This window comes from Micromonospora parva (genome assembly GCF_040649675.1).
Classification (GTDB): Bacteria; Actinomycetota; Actinomycetes; order Mycobacteriales; family Micromonosporaceae; genus Micromonospora; species Micromonospora parva.
Genome location: NZ_JBEZFX010000008.1, coordinates 280,471 through 298,658, shown reverse-complemented (window position 1 = coordinate 298,658; position 18,188 = coordinate 280,471). Strand labels below are relative to the sequence as shown.

14 protein-coding genes are annotated in these 18,188 nt (G+C 71.7%); 7 read left to right on the top strand and 7 right to left on the bottom strand.

Annotation, left to right across the window (positions count from 1 at the left end; genetic code table 11):
- Nucleotides 1-682: 682 nt before the first annotated feature.
- The 3 genes from AB0C03_RS21815 to AB0C03_RS21805 are packed head-to-tail and all read right to left on the bottom strand — an operon-like array spanning nt 683 to nt 4,066.
- Nucleotides 683-1,447: a succinate dehydrogenase/fumarate reductase iron-sulfur subunit gene (locus AB0C03_RS21815; protein ID WP_210860989.1), complete on the bottom strand. Its 765-nt coding sequence runs from the start codon at nt 1,445-1,447 to the stop codon at nt 683-685.
- A complete protein-coding gene (locus AB0C03_RS21810; RefSeq protein ID WP_030335103.1) occupies nt 1,444-3,381 on the bottom strand; it encodes a fumarate reductase/succinate dehydrogenase flavoprotein subunit in 1,938 nt (645 codons plus the stop codon). The genes AB0C03_RS21815 and AB0C03_RS21810 overlap by 4 nt, the downstream gene beginning before the upstream one ends.
- Nucleotide 3,382: 1 nt before the next feature.
- Nucleotides 3,383-4,066 (bottom strand): succinate dehydrogenase cytochrome b subunit, encoded by a 684-nt coding sequence (locus tag AB0C03_RS21805; protein WP_081883961.1) that lies wholly within the window; start codon nt 4,064-4,066, stop codon nt 3,383-3,385.
- A gap of 83 nt (nt 4,067-4,149) precedes the next feature.
- Between AB0C03_RS21805 and AB0C03_RS21800 the strand changes: the two genes are divergently transcribed.
- Nucleotides 4,150-5,079, top strand: coding sequence for a LysR family transcriptional regulator (locus AB0C03_RS21800; protein ID WP_030335099.1), 930 nt, complete (start codon nt 4,150-4,152; stop codon nt 5,077-5,079).
- Between the two features lie 6 nt (nt 5,080-5,085).
- Here the strand turns inward: AB0C03_RS21800 and hrpA are convergent, their stop codons facing one another.
- On the bottom strand, nt 5,086-9,132 hold the full coding sequence (gene hrpA, locus AB0C03_RS21795) for an ATP-dependent RNA helicase HrpA (RefSeq protein WP_030335097.1): 4,047 nt from the start codon (nt 9,130-9,132) through the stop codon (nt 5,086-5,088).
- Nucleotides 9,133-9,287: 155 nt separating this feature from the next.
- On the opposite strand from hrpA, the gene AB0C03_RS21790 reads away from it, so the two are divergent.
- Nucleotides 9,288-9,680 (top strand): cytidine deaminase family protein, encoded by a 393-nt coding sequence (locus AB0C03_RS21790; protein WP_030335095.1) that lies wholly within the window; start codon nt 9,288-9,290, stop codon nt 9,678-9,680.
- Between the two features lie 11 nt (nt 9,681-9,691).
- On the opposite strand, the gene AB0C03_RS21785 is transcribed toward AB0C03_RS21790, so the two are convergent.
- Nucleotides 9,692-10,051: a YciI family protein gene (locus tag AB0C03_RS21785; protein WP_030335093.1), complete on the bottom strand. Its 360-nt coding sequence runs from the start codon at nt 10,049-10,051 to the stop codon at nt 9,692-9,694.
- 118 nt (nt 10,052-10,169) lie between these two features.
- On the opposite strand from AB0C03_RS21785, the gene AB0C03_RS21780 reads away from it, so the two are divergent.
- From AB0C03_RS21780 to AB0C03_RS21760, 5 genes are read left to right on the top strand one after another with little or no spacing between them, the layout of a single operon-like run.
- The gene (locus AB0C03_RS21780; protein ID WP_357638587.1) at nt 10,170-12,125 is read left to right on the top strand and encodes a multicopper oxidase family protein; all 1,956 of its coding nucleotides are present in this window, start codon (nt 10,170-10,172) and stop codon (nt 12,123-12,125) included.
- Between the two features lie 60 nt (nt 12,126-12,185).
- Nucleotides 12,186-13,232, top strand: a complete 1,047-nt coding sequence (locus AB0C03_RS21775; RefSeq protein WP_030335090.1) for a FecCD family ABC transporter permease — start codon at nt 12,186-12,188, stop codon at nt 13,230-13,232.
- A complete protein-coding gene (locus AB0C03_RS21770; protein WP_357638584.1) occupies nt 13,229-14,410 on the top strand; it encodes a FecCD family ABC transporter permease in 1,182 nt (393 codons plus the stop codon). Before AB0C03_RS21775 ends, AB0C03_RS21770 begins: the two co-directional genes overlap by 4 nt.
- Before the next feature lie 19 nt (nt 14,411-14,429).
- On the top strand, nt 14,430-15,281 hold the full coding sequence (locus AB0C03_RS21765; RefSeq protein WP_357638582.1) for an ABC transporter ATP-binding protein: 852 nt from the start codon (nt 14,430-14,432) through the stop codon (nt 15,279-15,281).
- Complete coding sequence (locus AB0C03_RS21760; RefSeq protein ID WP_030335085.1) at nt 15,281-16,228, top strand: ABC transporter substrate-binding protein; 948 nt, start codon at nt 15,281-15,283, stop codon at nt 16,226-16,228. Before AB0C03_RS21765 ends, AB0C03_RS21760 begins: the two co-directional genes overlap by 1 nt.
- A gap of 128 nt (nt 16,229-16,356) precedes the next feature.
- Here AB0C03_RS21760 and AB0C03_RS21755 read toward each other — a convergent pair whose 3' ends face one another.
- Both AB0C03_RS21755 and AB0C03_RS21750 read right to left on the bottom strand, forming a co-directional pair.
- Nucleotides 16,357-17,250 carry a putative endonuclease domain-containing protein gene (locus tag AB0C03_RS21755; protein WP_357638580.1) on the bottom strand — a complete coding sequence of 298 codons (894 nt, stop codon included), beginning with the start codon at nt 17,248-17,250 and terminating at the stop codon, nt 16,357-16,359.
- Nucleotides 17,251-17,444: 194 nt separating this feature from the next.
- Nucleotides 17,445-18,089 (bottom strand): hypothetical protein, encoded by a 645-nt coding sequence (locus tag AB0C03_RS21750; protein ID WP_357638578.1) that lies wholly within the window; start codon nt 18,087-18,089, stop codon nt 17,445-17,447.
- Nucleotides 18,090-18,188 lie beyond the last annotated feature (99 nt).

The window sequence follows — 18,188 nt, the reverse complement described above, 5'->3', positions numbered from 1 at the left end:
TCGGGCACTTGAACCGGCCGTCAGTCCCGGATTCCTGCCTTCCGGGCCTGGTCTGCCTCGGGGTTCGCGGTGGTTGGGGTGGGGCCCGGGGTGACCATTCCCCTCGGGTTGGTGGTGGTTGCGGTGGGGGCCTGGGGGCGACCGTCCCCGGCTTCGGGCGGTCAGGCTTGATCCCTACGCCGGTGACGGTCGCCCCCCAGGCCTCGCTGATGGGCGTCCGTCTGTGCGTTCCTGCGGAGGTCCGTGAGCCCTGACACCGGTTGCTGCCGCTCGATGCCGCACCTCCGAAGGTCACCCGGGCGGGGGTCACCCGGGTGTGCGCGGGTCCTTGAGTGGCGGCTCGTCCGTCTTGACCCCTTTGTCGTGGTGGTCTCGGGGTCAGCTGGGCCGAGATCGGGTGGATCCACTCGGGTTTCTTGAAATCGCGGTATCCGGCGTGCGGTAACCGGCCGATTTCCTGAAACGCGAGTGGATCATGCGATGCGGACGGGCCGCGACCGGGGTCAGGCTGGGGCGGCCGTCCCCGGCGGAGGGATCAAGCCTGACCGCCCGGAGCCGGGGACGGTCGCCCCAGCCCCACCGCAACCAACGACCGAGAGCCCGCCCTACCAGACGCCCGACCGCCGTACCCCGGAAAGAGCGTGGGGTACGGCGGTCGGGCGTTCGGTACGGGGCTGGACCCTCAGGAACCAGGGGTGTTGTTGGCGCCCTTGGCGGTGGCCGTGAGGTAGTCGCGGTTGAGGCGGCCGATGGTGTTCAGCGGGATGCCCTTCGGGCAGGCCGGGGTGCATTCGCCGGCGTTGGTGCAGCCGCCGAAGCCGGCCTCGTCGTGCGCGTCGACCATGCCGATCACCCGGGTGTAGCGCTCGGGCTGGCCCTGCGGCAGCAGCGAGAGCTGGGTGAGCTTGGCGGCGGTGAAGAGCATGCCGGAGCCGTTCGGGCAGGCGGCCACGCACGCGCCGCAGCCGATGCAGGCCGCCGACTCGAAGGCGGCGTCGGCGTTGGCCTTGGCCACCGGGGTGGAGTGGGCCTCGGGCGCGCTGCCGGTCGGCGCGGTGACGTACCCACCGGCCGCGATGATCCTGTCGAAGGCGCTGCGGTTGACCACCAGGTCCTTGACGACCGGGAAGGCGCTGGCCCGCCACGGCTCGATGTCGATCGTCTCGCCGTCCTTGAACTGCCGCATGTGCAGCTGGCACGCGGTGGTGCCACGCTGCGGCCCGTGCGCGTCGCCGTTGATCATCAGGCCGCACATGCCGCAGATGCCCTCGCGGCAGTCGTGGTCGAACGCCACCGGGTCCTCGCCGGAGAGGATCAGCCGCTCGTTGAGCACGTCGAGCATCTCCAGGAACGACATGTCCGGGGACACGTCGTCGACCGGGTAGGTCACCATCCGACCCTTGTCCTCAGGGCCCTTCTGGCGCCAGATGCGCAGGGTCAGGTTCACTTGTAGCTCCGCTGCGTGGGGTGGACGTATTCGAACTTCAGGTCTTCCTTGTGCAGCACCGAGGGCTCACCGTCGGCGGTGAACTCCCAGGCCGCCACGTACGCGAACCGGTCGTCGTCGCGCTGCGCCTCACCGTCGGGGGTCTGGTGCTCGGCCCGGAAGTGGCCGCCGCAGGACTCCTCGCGGTGCAGGGCGTCGATGCACATCAGCTCGGCCAGTTCGAAGAAGTCGGCCACCCGGCCGGCCTTCTCCAGCGACTGGTTGAGTTCCTCGCCGGTGCCGGACACCTTGACCCGCTGCCAGAACGCCTCGCGCAGCGAGCGGATCTCACCGATCGCCTTGCGCAGGCCGGCCTCGCTGCGCTCCATGCCGCAGTGTTCCCACATGATCTGGCCCAGCTCGCGGTGGAACGAGTCCACGGTCCGGTCGCCGTTGACGGCGAGCAGCCGCCGGACGCGGTCCTCGACGTCGTTGCGGGCCTCGATCGCCGCCGGGTGGCTGGCGTCGACCTTGTCGAGGGGGCCGGAGGCCAGGTAGTTGGCGATGGTGGTGGGCAGCACGAAGTAGCCGTCGGCGAGGCCCTGCATCAGCGCCGAGGCGCCGAGCCGGTTCGCGCCGTGGTCGGAGAAGTTCGCCTCACCGATCACGAACAGGCCGGGGATGTTCGACTGGAGGTCGTAGTCGACCCACAGGCCGCCCATCGTGTAGTGCACGGCGGGGTAGATGCGCATCGGCACCTCGTACGGGTCCTCGCCGGTGATCCGCTCGTACATCTCGAAGAGGTTGCCGTACTTGGCCTCGATGGCCTTGCGGCCGAGCCGGTTGATCGCGTCGGCGAAGTCGAGGTAGACGCCGAGCTTGGTCGGGCCGACGCCGCGGCCCTCGTCGCAGACGTTCTTGGCGGCCCGGGAGGCGATGTCGCGGGGGACCAGGTTGCCGAAGGAGGGGTAGATCCGCTCCAGGTAGTAGTCCCGCTCGTCCTCCGGAATGTCCTTCGGGTTGCGGTCGTCGCCCTTGGTCTTCGGCACCCAGACCCGGCCGTCGTTGCGCAGCGACTCGCTCATCAGGGTCAGCTTCGACTGGTGGTCGCCGGAGACCGGGATGCAGGTCGGGTGGATCTGCGTGTAGCAGGGGTTGGCGAAGTACGCGCCCTTGCGGTGCGCCCGCCAGGTGGCGGTGACGTTGCAGCCCTTGGCGTTGGTGGAGAGGTAGAAGACGTTGCCGTAGCCGCCGGAGGCGAGCACCACGGCGTCGGCCATCTCGGTGCTGATCTCGCCGGTGACCAGGTCCCGGACGACGATGCCCCGGGCCTTGCCGTCGACGAGGACGAGCTCCAGCATCTCGTGCCGGGCGTTCATCTCCACGTTGCCCAGGCCGATCTGCCGCTCCAGGGCCTGGTACGCGCCGAGCAGCAGCTGCTGACCCGTCTGGCCCCGGGCGTAGAAGGTGCGCTGCACCTGGGCGCCACCGAAGGAGCGGGTGTCCAGCAGACCGCCGTACTCGCGGGCGAAGGGCACGCCCTGGGCGACGCACTGGTCGATGATGTTGACCGAGACCTCGGCCAGCCGGTGCACGTTCGACTCGCGGGAGCGGAAGTCGCCGCCCTTGACGGTGTCGTAGAAGAGCCGGTGGACGGAGTCGCCGTCGTTGCGGTAGTTCTTCGCCGCGTTGATGCCGCCCTGGGCCGCGATGGAGTGCGCGCGGCGCGGGCTGTCCTGGTAGCAGTAGGACTTCACGTGGTAGCCCTGCTCGGCCAGGGTGGCGGCGGCCGAGCCGCCGGCCAGGCCGGTGCCGACCACGATCACCGTCATCTTGCGGCGGTTGGCGGGGTTGACCAGCTTGGCCTCGAAGCGCCGGGTCTCCCAACGCTTCTCGACCGGGCCGGCGGGAGCCTTGGTGTCGGCGATCGGGTCGCCCTCGGTGAAGAGTTCCATGTCAGGACACCAATCCGGTGAGTACGGCGAACGGGACCACCAGGTACCCGGCGCAGAGCAGCACGGCGAAGACCAGAGCTGCGGTACGCGCCCGCCGCTCGCCGCGCGGCGTCTGCTGGCCGAGGCTGCGGAACGCGCTGAACGCGCCGTGGCGCAGGTGGAAGCCCACCGTGACGATGGCGAGCGTGTAGAAGAGCGTGACGTACCAGCGCTCCGGCGCGAAGTCGGCGACGACGTTGCCGTACGGCTTGCTCTCGTTGCCGACCGGGTTCAGCGTGCCGGTGGTCAGGTCCAGGAGGTGGTAGATCACGAAGAGCAGGATGATCACGCCGCCCCAGCGCATCGTGCGCGCGGCGTAGCTGCCGTTGACCTTCTTGCGGTGGGCGTACTTGACCGGGCGGGCGGCGCGGGCCCGCCGGGCCAGCACGGTGGCGGCCACGATGTGGGCGACGACCGCCACCACCAGCACGGTGCGCAGGATCCACAGGAACCAGACGCCGGGCAGCAGTGGCTTGCCGATGTCGCGCAGCCAGTGCGCGTAGTGGTCGAACGAGGTTTCCCCCGTGAACACCTTCAGGTTCCCCAGCATGTGGGCGATGAGGAAGAGCACCAGCAGGATGCCCGTCACCGCCATGACGGCCTTGAGGCCGACGTTCGAGCGGATGGGCGACCGAGTTTTCGTCATTACCACGAGACCGACGCTAGGAGCACTTCGATCAGTCGTCCAATGCATCAAACTCGCAGCGTTGATAGCCGTAGGCTATGTAGATGCAGCTCCATCAGCTCCGGTACTTCGTCGCGGTGGCCGAAGTACGACATTTCACCCAAGCCGCCGACCTGGTCGGCATCACTCAGCCTTCTCTCAGTAAGCAAATTCACGCTCTGGAGGCCGACCTCGGGGCGCCCCTGTTCGAGCGGGTAAGGGGCAACATCGCGCTCACCGCGGCGGGTGAGGTGCTGCTGCCGTTGGCCACCCGCATCCTCGCCGACGTGGAGACGGCGACCCGGGAGGTCCAGGAGCTGGTCGGGCTGCGCCGGGGCCGGGTCCGGCTCGGGGCCACCCCCAGCCTGGCCACCTCGCTCGCCCCGCCGGTGCTGCGCCGGTTCCGCGACGCGCACCCCACGGTCGACCTGCGCGTCGAGGAGGGCGGCTCCCAGGACCTCGTCCGTGACCTGCTGCGCGGGGATCTGGACCTGGCGCTGATCATCATGCCGTCGCAGGGCGCCGACCCGGGTCTGCGGGTCGACCCGATCCTGCGGGAGAGCCTGGTGGTGGCCTCGGTGGACGAGGTGCCGACCGCCTCGGCGACGGGCGAGCTGCGCATCACCGACCTTCGGGACCAGCCGATGGTGATGTTCCGGGAGGGGTACGACCTGCGCGACGCGACCATCCAGGCCTGCCGGGAGGCGGGCTTCGAACCGAGCTTCGCGGTGGACGGCGGCGAGATGGACGCCGTGCTCAGCTTCGTCGAGGCGGGGCTCGGCATCGCGCTCGTGCCCGGCATCGTGCTGGCGCGCCGACCGGGCGTGCGGATCACCCCGCTCGCCCCGCCCGGGGTGCGGCGGACCATCGCGGTGGCCCGCCGCCGTGACGTCGTACCCACCCACGCCGGCCGGGAGCTGCGCCGCATCCTGCTCGACTACATTCAGTCGGCCATCGACCGCGACGAGCTCCCGCCCGGGGTGGACCCGCTCTGACCGGCGTCAGCGGCCCTCGGCGTCGTCCATCGCGCGGTAGATTCGCTGCTCCGAGACGGGGTACGGGGTGCCCAGCGCCTGGGCGAAGACGTTCACCCGCAGCTCCTCGATCATCCAGCGGATCTGCCGGACCGCTGTCTCCTGCCGACGGGCCGGCGGCAGGTTGGCGAGCAGGTCGGCGTACTCCTTCTGCACCACGGCGATCCGGTCCTGCTGTTGGCGGTCGCGTTGCGGGTTGCCGCCGAGGCGGTCCAGTCGACGTTCGATGGCGGTGAGGTAGCGCAGCAGGTCGGGCAGGCGCGCGTACCCGGTCTCGGTGATGAACCCGGCGTGCACCAGCCCGGCGAGCTGGTTGCGGATGTCGGCCAGCGCCGCCACCACGGCGAGGTTGCGGGTCGCGCCGAGGCGCTGCTCGACGGCGTACGCGGCGGCGAGGACCTTGCGGACCCGGTCCATCACCTCGACGACGGTGTCGACCAGGTCGGCGCGGACCTTCTCACGCACCGCCGCGAAACCGTCGGCGTCCCACGCCGGCCCACCGGCCGCAGCGATCAGCCGGTCGATGGCCGCGCCCGCGGCGTCCTCGATCAACTCCTGTACACCGCCGTGCGGGTTACGGCTCAGCGCCAGCTTCGCCTCGTTGCTCAGCCGCCCCTGCAGGAACCGAGCCGGGGACGGCACGGTGAGCCGCAGCAGCCGGCGGGTGCCCGCCCAGTGCGCCGCCTCCGCCTCGGCGGGGGAGTCGAACACCCGCACCCCGACCGTGGCGCCCTCGTCCACCAGCGCCGGGTACGCGGTGACCGCGTAGCCGGCCCGGACCTGCTCGATGGTGCGGGGCAGCGTGCCGATGCTCCACTCCCGCAGGCCCGTGCGGGCCACCTCCGGCGCGGCGGCCGCCACCGTTTGGCGTACCTCCTGGCGGAGTTGGCGTTGCAGGGCCGGCAGGTCCTTGCCCTCGGCGACCGGCTTCTCGTCGTCGCCGAGCACCCGGAAGGTCACCCGCAGGTGCGGCGGGAGCTTGCCCGGCTCCCAGGCATCGCGGGGCACTGTCACCCCGGTCATCCGGCGCAGCTGCCGGGTGAGCGCGTCCAGCAGCGACTCCTCGCCGGGCGTGATCGCCGCCAGGGCGGCCCGGGCGTAGTCCGGCACCGGGACGAAGTTGCGGCGGATCGCCTTCGGCAGCGAGCGGATCAGCGCGATCACCGTCTCCTCGCGCAGCCCCGGCACCTGCCAGTCGAAGCTCTCCGCCGGCACCTGGTTGAGCAGCGGCAACGGGATGTCCACTGTGACGCCGTCGTCCGGCGTGCCCGGCTCGAACCGGTACGTCAGCGGGAGACTCACCCCGTCGGTCTGCCACTCGTCCGGGTAGTCGTCCTCGGCCACGCCCGCCCGACCATCGTTGATCAGCAGGTCGCGGGTGAAGGTGAGCAGGTCGGGTCGCTCGCGGCGGGTCTTCTTCCACCACGAGTCGAAGTGTCGGCCGGAGGAGACGTCGGCCGGGATCCGCTGGTCGTAGAAGCCGAAGATGGTCTCGTCGTCGACCAGGATGTCCCGGCGTCGGGCCCGGCTCTCCAGCTCCTCGATCTCGGCGAGCAGCCGCTTGTTCTCCGCCCAGAACTGGTGGTGGGTCTGCCAGTCACCCTCGACCAGGGCGTGCCTGATGAACAGCTCCCGGCTCAGCGTCGGGTCGATCCGCCCGAAGTTGACCTTGCGGGAGCTGACCAGCGGAACGCCGTACAGGGTGACCTTCTCGTAGGCCATCACCGCGGCCTGCTTCTTCTCCCAGTGCGGCTCGCTGTAACTGCGCTTGACCAGGTGCTGGGCGAGGGGCTCGACCCACTCCGGCTCGACCCGACCGGCGATGCGGCCCCACAGCCGGGATGTCTCCACCAACTCGGCGGCCATCACCCAGCGCGGCGGCTTCTTGAACAACGCCGATCCGGGGAAGACAGCGAACTTCGCCCCCCGCGCCCCCAGGTACTCGTGTTTCTGGGCGTCCTTGAGGCCGATGTGCGACAGCAGGCCGGGCAGCAGCGACTGGTGCACCTTCGGGGTGTCGATCTCCTCCGGCAGGTCCGCGCCACCACGGCGGGCCCGGCCGGCGTCCGCGTCGGCCGGGGTGTCGGGCGCCGGCCGTCCACCGCGCCGGTCGCCCTCGCCCGGGGTACGCAGCACCTGGCGCAGTTGGCTGACGATGTCCTGCCACTCGCGGATCCGCAGGTAGTTCAGGTACTCCGCCTTGCACATCCGGCGGAAGGCGCTGGAGGACAGCTCGCGCTGTTGCTCGCGCAGGTAACGCCACAGATTGAGGTAGGCGACGAAGTCCGACTCCTTGTCGGCGAACCGGGCGTGCGCCTGGTCGGCCTGGGCCTGCTTCTCCGCCGGTCGCTCCCGCGGGTCCTGGATGGAGAGCGCGGCGGCGATCACCAGCACCTCGGTGGCGCAGCCGTTGCGCTCGCCCTCGACCACCATCCGGGCCAGTCGCGGGTCGACAGGCAGCTGGGCCAGCCGCCGACCGAGCGCGGTGAGCCGCTTCGCCGGGTCAACCTCGGTCGGGTCCAACGCGCCCAACTCGTGCAGCAGATTGACACCGTCGGTGATGTTGCGCTTGTCCGGCGGGTCGATGAACGGGAACGCGGCGAGATCGCCGAGCCCGATCGCTGTCATCTGGAGGATGACCGACGCCAGGTTGGTCCGCAGGATCTCCGGGTCGGTGAACTCGGGCCGGGACGCGAAGTCCTGCTCGTCGTAGAGGCGGATGCAGATGCCGTCCGACGTACGGCCGCAGCGGCCCTTGCGCTGGTTGGCCGAGGCCTGGGAGATCGGCTCGATCGGCAGCCGCTGCACCTTGAGCCGGCTGGAGTAGCGGGAGATGCGGGCGGTGCCCGGGTCCACCACGTACTTGATGCCGGGCACTGTCAGCGAGGTCTCCGCGACGTTGGTGGCGAGCACCACCCGACGGGAGTTGTGCGCGGCGAAGACCCGGTGCTGCTCGGCGGAGGAGAGCCGCGCGTACAGCGGCAGGATCTCGGTGCCGAGCAGCGTTCGCTTCTTCTGCACCAGCTTGCCCAGCGCGTCGGCGGTGTCCCGGATCTCCCGCTCGCCGCTGAGGAAGACCAGGATGTCGCCGGGGCCCTCGGCGGCCAGCTCCTCGACGGCGTCGCCGATCGCCTGGATCTGGTCGCGGACGTTCTCCTCGTCGGCGTCGCCGTCGTCCTCGCCCTCGGCGAGCTCGACCAGCGGGCGGTAGCGGACCTCGACCGGATAGGTGCGTCCGGAGACCTCGACGACCGGCGCGGGACTGCCCTCGGTGTCAGCGAAGTGCTTGGCGAACCGGTCGGTCTCGATGGTCGCCGAGGTGATGATCACCTTGAGGTCGGGTCGGCGGGGCAGCAGCTCCCGCAGGTACCCGAGGATGAAGTCGATGTTGAGGCTGCGCTCGTGCGCCTCGTCGATGATCAGCGTGTCGTACTGGCGCAGCATCCGGTCGGTCTGCAGCTCGGCCAGCAGGATGCCGTCGGTCATCAGCTTCACCAGGCTGCGTTCGCTGACCTGGTCGGTGAAGCGCACCTTGTAGCCGACCACGTCACCCAGCTCGGTGCCCAGCTCGTCGGCGATCCGGTCGGCCACCGTGCGGGCGGCCAACCGCCGGGGCTGGGTGTGCCCGATCAGGCCGTGCACGCCGCGCCCCAGCTCCAGGCAGATCTTGGGGATCTGGGTGGTCTTGCCGGAGCCGGTCTCGCCCGCCACGATCACCACCTGGTGGTCGCGGATGGCCGTGGCGATGTCGTCCTTGCGCTCACTGACCGGCAGACCCGCCGGGTACGTGATCACGGGCACCGCGGCCTGGCGGGCGGCGAGCCGCTGCTCGGCCCGGACCAGGTCGGCGGTGATCTCGGTCAGCGCCGCCTCCCGACGCTGCGGGTCGCGCAGCTTGCGGGCACCGTCCAGCCGCCGCTGGAGTCGGCGCTGGTCGCGGAACATCAGAGGGGTGAGGCGGCGGTGCAGCTCGCGAACGGGATCGGTCGCGACGGAGGCGGTTGGATTCTGCATGTCGTGCCCAAGGATAGGCAGCCCGGCGGCGCACCGCCCCCGGGTTATCGAGCGGCCCGCTCCTCGACTGCCGTTCACCGGGGGCCTCCGGTCCCGTGACGGCCATGACCGGGACCTAGAGTTGGCGGCCGACGTCGAGCGCTGGGGGAGCCGGGATGGAGATGCGTGACACCGACCGCGCGTTGGTGCAGGCCGCCACCGCGGTCGCCAAGCTGCGGTGCCGCAGCCAGCGCCACACTGTCGCGTCGGCGGCCCGGACCGTGGACGGGCGGGTCTTCACGGGCGTGAACGTCCGGCACGCCAGCGCAGCGGTCTGCGCCGAGCTGGTCGTGATCGCCACGGCCGCGACGCAGGGCGTCACCGCGTTGGAGACGATCGTCACGGTCGCCGACCGCGGTCGCGAGGTCGTCGCGCCCTGTGCCCGGTGCCGGCAGGTGCTGGCCGACCACTTCCCGGACCTGCGGGTGATCGTCGGCCCGATGGACGCCCCGCTGGTGGTCCCGCTCGGGAAGCTGCCGGCGGAGACCGGCAGCGACTCGGCCGGCTGACCGGGCGCGCGTCAGTCTCCGGCGGCGGCCTCCAGCATCGACTGCGGCACCGGCACGCTCTCGAAGCGCAGGTTGCCCTCCGGGAGCAGCCAGGTGGTCACCCGCGCGAGCAGGCGACCGGCACGCACGGCCGGGTCGTTGGCGAAGAGCGCGCGGGCCTCGTCCGGGGCGATGGACAGCACCACGAAGCCCCGCAACCGCTCGTCGTCGGGGTGGAGGAACGGCCCGGCCGCGAGCACCAGCCCCTGCTGCACGAGGCCCGCCTGATGCGCCAGGTGGGCGTCCTGCAGGCGGTCGATGGCGTCCTGCGGCAGCTCCGGCGGATCCGACGGTCGGCTCAGCAGGACGACCGTGTGCTGGTCGAATCGCATGTTCCCACCCTATGAGGCGAATGTCCCTCTTCTGGGTGCCATCGAGCATCTGTCCGTCCTGTGGTCGTCCGCGAATCTCATTCTCATATCGAGGTTCGCGACGATTGGGAGGTGCGGCATGGTCACCAGACGTGGGCTGCTCGTGGCCGGTGCCACCGGCGGCGCGGCGGCGCTGATCCCGGCGGGCTGGCCGGCATCGGGCCGGGCGCTCGCCGCGGCAGCGTCGCTGGACGCCCGTGACATCCCGAAGTACGTCACGCCGCTGCGGATCCCCCCGGCGATGCCGACGGTGGCGCCCGATCCCGAGCGCGACACCTACGAGATCGCGGTACGACAGTTCCGCCAGCAGATCCTGCCGCCCCCGTGGCCGCGCACCACAGTGTGGGGCTACGGCTCCACCGCCCACCCCGGCAGCTTCGGCTACCCGGCGCCCACCATCATGGCCCGGGTCGGCCGGCCGGTGCGGGTGACCTGGGTCAACCAGCTCGTCGACGACCGGGGCGACTACCTGCCGCACCTGCTGCCGGTGGACCCCACAGTGCACTGGGCCAACCCGGCCGGTGGCATCGAGCACCGGGACCGTCACGGGCGGTGGGACGGCAGCCCGCAGGGGTATCGCGGACCGGTGCCGCAGGTGGTGCATCTGCACGGCGCGCACAGCGCCCAGGAGAGCGACGGGCACGCGGAGGCGTGGTACCTGCCGACGGCCCGCGACCTGCCGCCGGACTTCGCCGTGTCCGGCAGCGCGTACCGCGAGTTCCGGTCCCGGTTCGCCGAACGGTCCGGGCTGCGCTGGACGCCGGGCTCGGCCACCTTCGAGTACGCGAACGACCAGCGCCCGTGCACCCTCTGGTACCACGACCACACGCTCGGGCTCACCCGCGAGAACGTCTACGCCGGGCCCGCCGGGTTCTACCTGCTCGGCGGGGACGAGCTGCCGGAGGAAGTGCTGCCCGGCCCGGCGCCGACCCGCGACGACCCGCCGACCGCCTCGTACCACGACATCCCGCTGATGATCCAGGACCGCAGCTTCACCGCCGACGGCGACCTGCAATACCCGAAGCGGTACTCCGGCAACGGCGACGGGCCGCCAGTGTCCGTGCCCGGGTTCTCCGGCTCCACCATCGTGGTCAACGGCCGCACCTGGCCCACGCTGACAGTGCGGCGCCGGCGCTACCGGTTCCGGCTGCTCAACGGCTGCAACAGCCGTTTCCTGCTGCTCAGCGTGGCCGCGAACGCCACCGCCCGGCCGGCCCGGCCGGTGCTGCCGGTCTGGCAGATCGGCAGCGACGGCGGCTTCCTGCCGGAGCCGGTGGCGCACGAACGCGTGTCACTCGGCCCCGCCCAGCGGGTCGACGCGATCGTCGACTTCACCGACGTCCCGGCCGGCACCGAGCTGTACCTCGTGAACGAAGGGCCGGACGGGATGTACGCCGGCGGTCGCCCCGGGGTGGACTTCCCGCCGGCCGACCCGCAGACCACCGGGCAGGTGCTGCGGTTCGTGGTCACCGACGCCGCCGGCGCGGATCCCAGCGTCCCACCGGAACAGCTACGGCTGCCGGCGCACCCTCGGCTCGGAGCGGCCCAGCGGGTACGCCGGCTGTCGCTCAACGAGCGCGGGTCCGGCGGGTCGACGGTGATGCTGCTCGGCGTCCTCGACGAGCGCGGCCGGGGTCTGCCGTTGCGCTGGAGCGATCCGGTGACCGAACAGCCCACCCTCGGCGACACCGAGGTCTGGGAGGTGCGCAACTTCACCCGGCACGTGCACCCGGTCCACCTGCACCAGGTCCAGTTCGAGCTGCTCGGCCGGGGACACTCGGGCAGGGTGCAGCCGGGCCCGGCGGACCGGGGGTGGATGGACACGGTGCTCGCGTACCCGTGGGAGGTGACCCGGATCAAGGCGCACTTCGACCTGCCGGGTCGGTACGCCTGGCACTGCCACCTGCTGGAGCACGAGGACAACGAGATGATGCGACCGCTGAACGTGTTGCCGCGCGGTGGCGCGGCGGCCGGTGACGGTGGCGCGGCGGGCGGGGCCGGGGGAGCCCCGACGGCATCGACAGACGCCGGTTAGGCCTCTTTCTGCAGCTCGGCTAAGGTTAGGCGAACCTAAGCGTGAACGTGCAGGAGACTCGTGACCACCCTCGCCACCCGGCCGACCCCGGCCCGCAACCGGTCCGGCACCCGTACCGGCCGCCGGGTGGCCGTCACCGTCGGGGCCGCGCTGGTGCTGCTGCTCACCGTGCTGGCCAGCTTCGCGCTCGGCAGCCGACAACTCGGCGTCGACCAGGTCTGGCACGCGCTCGTCGCACCCGACGGCGGCGACGCCAGCACCATCGTCCGTGAGCTGCGGATGCCACGGACCGCGCTCGGCCTCGCCGTCGGCCTCGCGCTCGCCGTGGCGGGGGTGCTGTTCCAGGCGCTCACCCGCAACCCCCTCGCCGAGCCGCGCATCCTGGGCATCAGCGCTGGCGCGTCGTTCGGGGTGGTCCTGGCGATCTCCGTCTTCGGCGTCGGCACGCTCGCCGGGTACGTCTGGTTCGGCATCGCCGGAGCCCTGATCGCCGGGCTGTTGGTCTTCGCCATCGCCACCCGCGCCCGCGAGGGCGCCAGCCCGGTCACCCTCGCGCTGGTCGGCGCGGCGCTCGACGCCAGCCTGGCCTCCGGGGTGTACGCCCTGCTCAGCATCGACGCCCGCACCTTCGAGGAGTACCGCTTCTGGGTGGTCGGCGGGCTGTCCGGCCGGGACCTGTCGGTCACCGCGCAGGTGCTGCCGTTCGTCCTCGTCGGGTTGGTCCTGGCCGCCCTGGTGGCCCGCGGTCTGGACGCGCTGGCCCTCGGCGACGACGTGGCCCGTGGACTCGGCCACCGGATCGGCCTGGTCCGCCTCGGCGGTGGCCTCGCCGCCGTGCTGCTGACCGGTGCGGCGGTGGCCGCTGCCGGCCCGGTCGCGTTCGTCGGGCTGGCCGTGCCGCACCTGGCGCGCGCCCTGGTCGGCGCGGACCACCGCTGGACCCTGGCCGTCTCCGCCCTGCTCGGGCCGGCGCTGCTGCTCGCCGCCGACATCGTCGGTCGGCTCGTCGCCCCACCCGGCGAGATCCCGGCCGGGATCGTCACCGCGCTGATCGGTGCGCCACTGCTGGCCGTGCTGGTCCGTCGCGCCCGGGTGGTGACCGCGTGACCACCACCCAGCGCACCTCCGGCCCCTCCGACGCGTCTGACGCCGCCGCCTCGTCCGCCGCCTCCGCCGCCGGCTCGCCCGCCGCTGCCTCCGCCTCGCCCGGTGCCGCCGGCCTGTCGAGCACCGCCGTGCCGTCCGGTGAGTCGATCCGGCTGGCCGGGCGGTCGCTGCTGCGGATCGGCCCGGTCAGCCTGCTGATCCGCCGTCGCGCGGTCCTGGTGGCCGCCGTGCTGACCGTGCTGCTCCTGCTGGCCGTGGTGCTCAGTCTCTCGCTGGGCACCCCGTACGTCGCCCCGGCCGACGTGCTGCGTGCCCTCTCCGGGGCCGGCACCCCGTACGACCTCGTGGTCTTCGACCTTCGGCTGCCGCGCGTCGTGCTGGCCGCCGTGGCCGGCGCCGCCTTCGGCGTGGCTGGCACGTTGATCCAGAGCGTGGCCCGCAACCCGCTCGCCAGCCCGGACGTCATCGGCATCACCCAGGGTGCCGGTCTCGCCGCGACCGTGGCCCTGACCAGCGGAATGGCCGCCGTGCTGGTGGCGCCCACCGCGCTGGTGGGTGGGCTGCTCGCGGCGGCGCTGCTGTTCGCCCTCGGCGCCCGGCACGGGCTGGCGGCACAGCGGTTCGTGCTCGCCGGCGTGGCGGTCGCGTTCGGCTTCCGGGCGCTCACCGAGGTGGTCATGCTCACCGCCGACCCGATCGACGGGCTGCGCGCGCAGATCTGGCTGATCGGCACCCTGGCCGGCAAGGGCTGGACCGAGGCCGCCTGGATCGCCGGCACCCTGCTGGTGCTGCTGCCGGTGCTGGCCTGGGCCGGGTGGGCGCTGAACAGCACCGCCCTCGACGACGACACCGCCCGGGGCGTCGGGCTGCGCCCGGTGGCCCGCCGGATCGGTCTCGCCGGCACCGGTGTGCTCGTCGCCGCGATGGTCACCGCCCAGGTCGGGGCCGTGGACTTCGTGGCGCTGGTCGCCCCGCAGGTGGCCCGCCGGCTGGTACGCGCCGAACGGCCGCCGCTGGTCTGCGCGGCCCTGCTCGGCGCGCTCCTGCTGGTGCTGGCCGACCTGGCCGGCCGGCGGCTGTTCGCACCCACCCAACTGCCCGCCGGGGTGCTGACCGCCGCGATCGGTGGCCCGTACCTGATCTTCCTGCTGCTGCGTGGTCGGCGGCGGTCGTCGTGACGCCTCGAGGAGTCGTGTGATGCTCTCTACCCGCGACCTGGTCGCCGGCTACGACGACCGGACCGTGCTCGACGGGCTCGACCTGGACCTGCCGACCGACGCGTTCACCGTCATCGTCGGCCCCAACGCGTGCGGCAAGTCCACCCTGCTGCGCACGATGGCCCGGCTGCTCAACCCCCGCCGGGGCACGGTGCTGCTGGACGGCACCGCGATCCGCGACCTGCCGACCCGGGAGGTCGCCCGCCGCCTCGGCGTCCTGCCGCAGAGCCCGCTGGTGCCCGAGGGCGTCACAGTGGCGGACCTGGTCGGGCGGGGCAGGCAGCCCTACCAGCGGTGGTGGCGGCAGTGGTCGTCGGAGGACGGCGCGGCGGTGGACCACGCGATGGCCCTCGCCGACGTGACCGACCTGGCCGACCGACCGGTGGACAGCCTCTCTGGCGGTCAGCGGCAACGGGTCTGGATCGCCATGACCCTCGCCCAGGACACCGACGCCCTGCTGCTGGACGAGCCGACCACCTTCCTCGACCTGGCCCACCAGGTGGAGGTGCTGGACCTGCTGCACCGGCTGCGCGCCGAGCGGGGCCGCACCGTGGTCGCCGTGCTGCACGACCTGAACCAGGCCGCCCGCTACGCCGACCACCTGGTCGCGATGCGCGCCGGCGCCGTGGTGGCCGCCGGACCGCCCCGGGAGATCCTCACCGCCGACCTGGTCCGCGACGTCTTCGGGCTGGCCTGTGTGGTCGTGCCCTGCCCGGTGACCGGCGCACCCCTGGTGGTGCCCGCGTACACCGGTGGCAACTCCGCCAGCCCGGTCACCCCCGCCGACGCAGCGATTCCGCTCGCCGGCTCGTACCCCTCGAAAGGACTCTGATGCGTCGTCTCGTCGCCGCTCTCGCCGCGGCCGCCGCCCTCGGCGTCGGACTCACCGCCTGCGGTGAGAGCGACCCGGTCGCCGGCACCACCACCGGGGAGACCCGGGAGATCACCCACGCCATGGGCACCACCAAGGTCCCGGCGGAGCCCAAGCGGGTGGTCGTGCTCGACACCGACAAGATCGACACGGCGCTCTCACTGGGCATCACGCCCGTCGGTGCCGCCACCGCCGGTGAGGCCAAGAGCTGGCCGACCTACTTCGGCGCGGACAAGCTCGCCGGCATCAAGGAGGTCGGGGTGCTCACCGAGCCCGACCTGGAGGCGATCAACGCACTGAAGCCGGACCTCATCCTGGGCAGCAAGTTCCGCCAGGAGAAGTTCTACGACGAACTGGCCGCCATCGCGCCGACAGTGTTCACCGACAAGGTGGGCATCACCTGGAAGGAGAACCTCCTCCTCGACGGCAAGGCGCTCGGCCGCGAGCAGCAGGCCAAGGACCTGCTCGGCGCGTACGAGAAGCGGGCCAAGGACTTCGGTGCCACCCTCGGCGACCCCGCCGCGCGCAAGGTGTCGATCGTGCGGTTCCTGCCCGGCAACATCCGGGTGTACGGCCCGGACTCGTTCTCTGGCATCGTCATCGGCGACACCGGCCTCGGCCGCCCCGAGCGGCAGATGCTCGCCAACAAGGAGGACAAGCGCTTCGACCTGGTCAGCCCCGAGCGGATCAGCGAAGTCGACGGTGACGTCATCTTCGTGACCGCGTACGGCGACAAGGCCGCCGCCGAGCAGAGCAAGGTGGCTGGCGGAACCCTCTGGAAGGGCCTGGGCGCCGTCAAGGCCGGCAAGGCGTACCCCGTCTCCGACGAGGTCTGGATGACCGGCATCGGCGTCGGCGCCGCCAACAAGATCCTCGACGACCTGGCCAAGTACCTCCCCGCCGCCTGACCCCGCCGGCACCGTCGCGAACGAACCCCAAGATCCGCGCAACTACCGGGAAACTGCTGCCTCCCAAGCCGCAGAAGCAGCAGTAACCCGGAAGTTGTTCGGATCTTGGGGTCGGGGGCCCGTCGGGGTCAGCGGGATCGGGAGTTGAGGGCTTGACGGAGTTCCTCGAGGAAGCCGTCGAAGTCCTCCCGGAATCGTTTCGCGGTCACGTGCAGCACGATCCAGTTGTCACCGAGCAGGCGGTTGAGGCGACGTCGATCGCGGTGAAACTGCTCGGGATCGTCGTGCCACAGTCCGTCGTACTCGACGGCGACCTTGAGGTGTGGCCACGCCAGGTCCAGGCGGGCCACGAATCTCCCCTCGCGCTCGACCACGAACTGGGTGACCGGCGTCGGCACCCCGGCGAGCACGATCCGCACGCGAAGTCGGGACTCCGGTGCCGATTCCGCGCCCGCGTCAGCCAGGGCGGCCACCCGCACCATGCGCTTCCACCCTCGGTCGCCGACCCGCGCCCGGGCGTTTGCCCGCAACGATGCGAGTGCCACCAGATGGTTGTGGGCGAGCCGATCCACGATCGCGACGGCCTCCTCCGTCGGCAGCCACTGGGCCAGATCCCAGCAGGTACGCGTCGGCGTGGTCATCGGGATGCCCCGGCGTAGCGTGACGTCGGCCCCGTCGATCGTGCCGACGTGGACGGCGAGGCCCGACACCGGTCCGAACCGCTGGCCGCTGGGCACGAGGACATCGACCGGCTCGTTGCCGGCGACCGACGCTGCGCCGTAGAGCGTTGCCGCGCTGCGCCCGGCGATCACCACACCCGGGGGTAGCACCAGTTGTGCCGCCGCGGCACAACGAGCGCGGTGCGTGACCTCCAGTCGGGCATCCGCGTAGACGTCGCGGAAGAGGGGCCGCCACGCCGAGCTGCGCAGTTCCGCAGGGGTGATGAGTCCGTCCGCGACGGCGCGGGAGCCGCGGAAGACACGCCCCTGCAACCTTGCCGGACGCCGTGGAGAAGCAGGCATGAAGACACCCTGCCGGCCGGGTACGCCCGCCGACAGCCCCTGTGGATAACCCTCACGTGGGGCCGGACGTACAAGATCCGCGCAACGTCAGAGTTCTTGCTGCTTCCCGATCGTGGGAGGCAGCAGCATCCCTGAAGTTGCGCGGATCTTGATGGCGGCGACGGCGGCGGGGTGGGGGTGGGGGTGTGGGCGGGTTAGGCGGCGGTGGACCAGATGGCGCGGAAGGCGGCGGCTTCGCCGGCCAGCCAGCGTTCGATCTGCTCGGGCTTGGCGTCGGTGGGCATTTGGTGGGCCTGGCCACGGCGGACATCCACCAGGACCGGCTCGGCGTGCGGGAGCACCGCGTCCATGTGGCGGGCCATCAGGTGCAGGGTGGCCAGCACCGATTCCTCGCTCGGCGGGGTCTCGTCGAAGTGCAGGCGGACCGCTTCGGCGCGGCCGTCGGCGTGGCGTACACCGAAATGGGGGTTGATCTTGACGGGTAGGTCGCCCAGCATGGCCAGGGCGTCGCGGGTCTGGGCGAGGTCGACGGCGGCCGGCTCGCCGAGGGAGTGCAGCCAGGCCGTGGCGCCGGGAACGAGCGCCTGGTAGAGCGGGCGCCAGCGAGGCTTGACCACGTCGACCACCCCGGTCAGGTGGGTGCCGCCGGTGTGGAAGGCGATGTCGGCCTTGAGTGCCTTGACGAACTGCCCGTGCGGGTTGAAGCCGGACCGGCTGGCTCGCTGCTTACGCAGACCGCCCACGAAGGTCGCCTTGGTGGGGCCGGTGCGGTCGACGTAGCGGGTGAAGCCGAGCAACGTGGCGTAGGGGGTGAGGGGCGTGGCGGCGGGCGCGGTCACGGGCGTCCTCCCGATCGTAATCCTGCAGGTCAGGAACTCGATTAGTACATACATTCTAATCGACGGGTCTGACATCGCCCAGCGAAAGAAGGGGTGCGG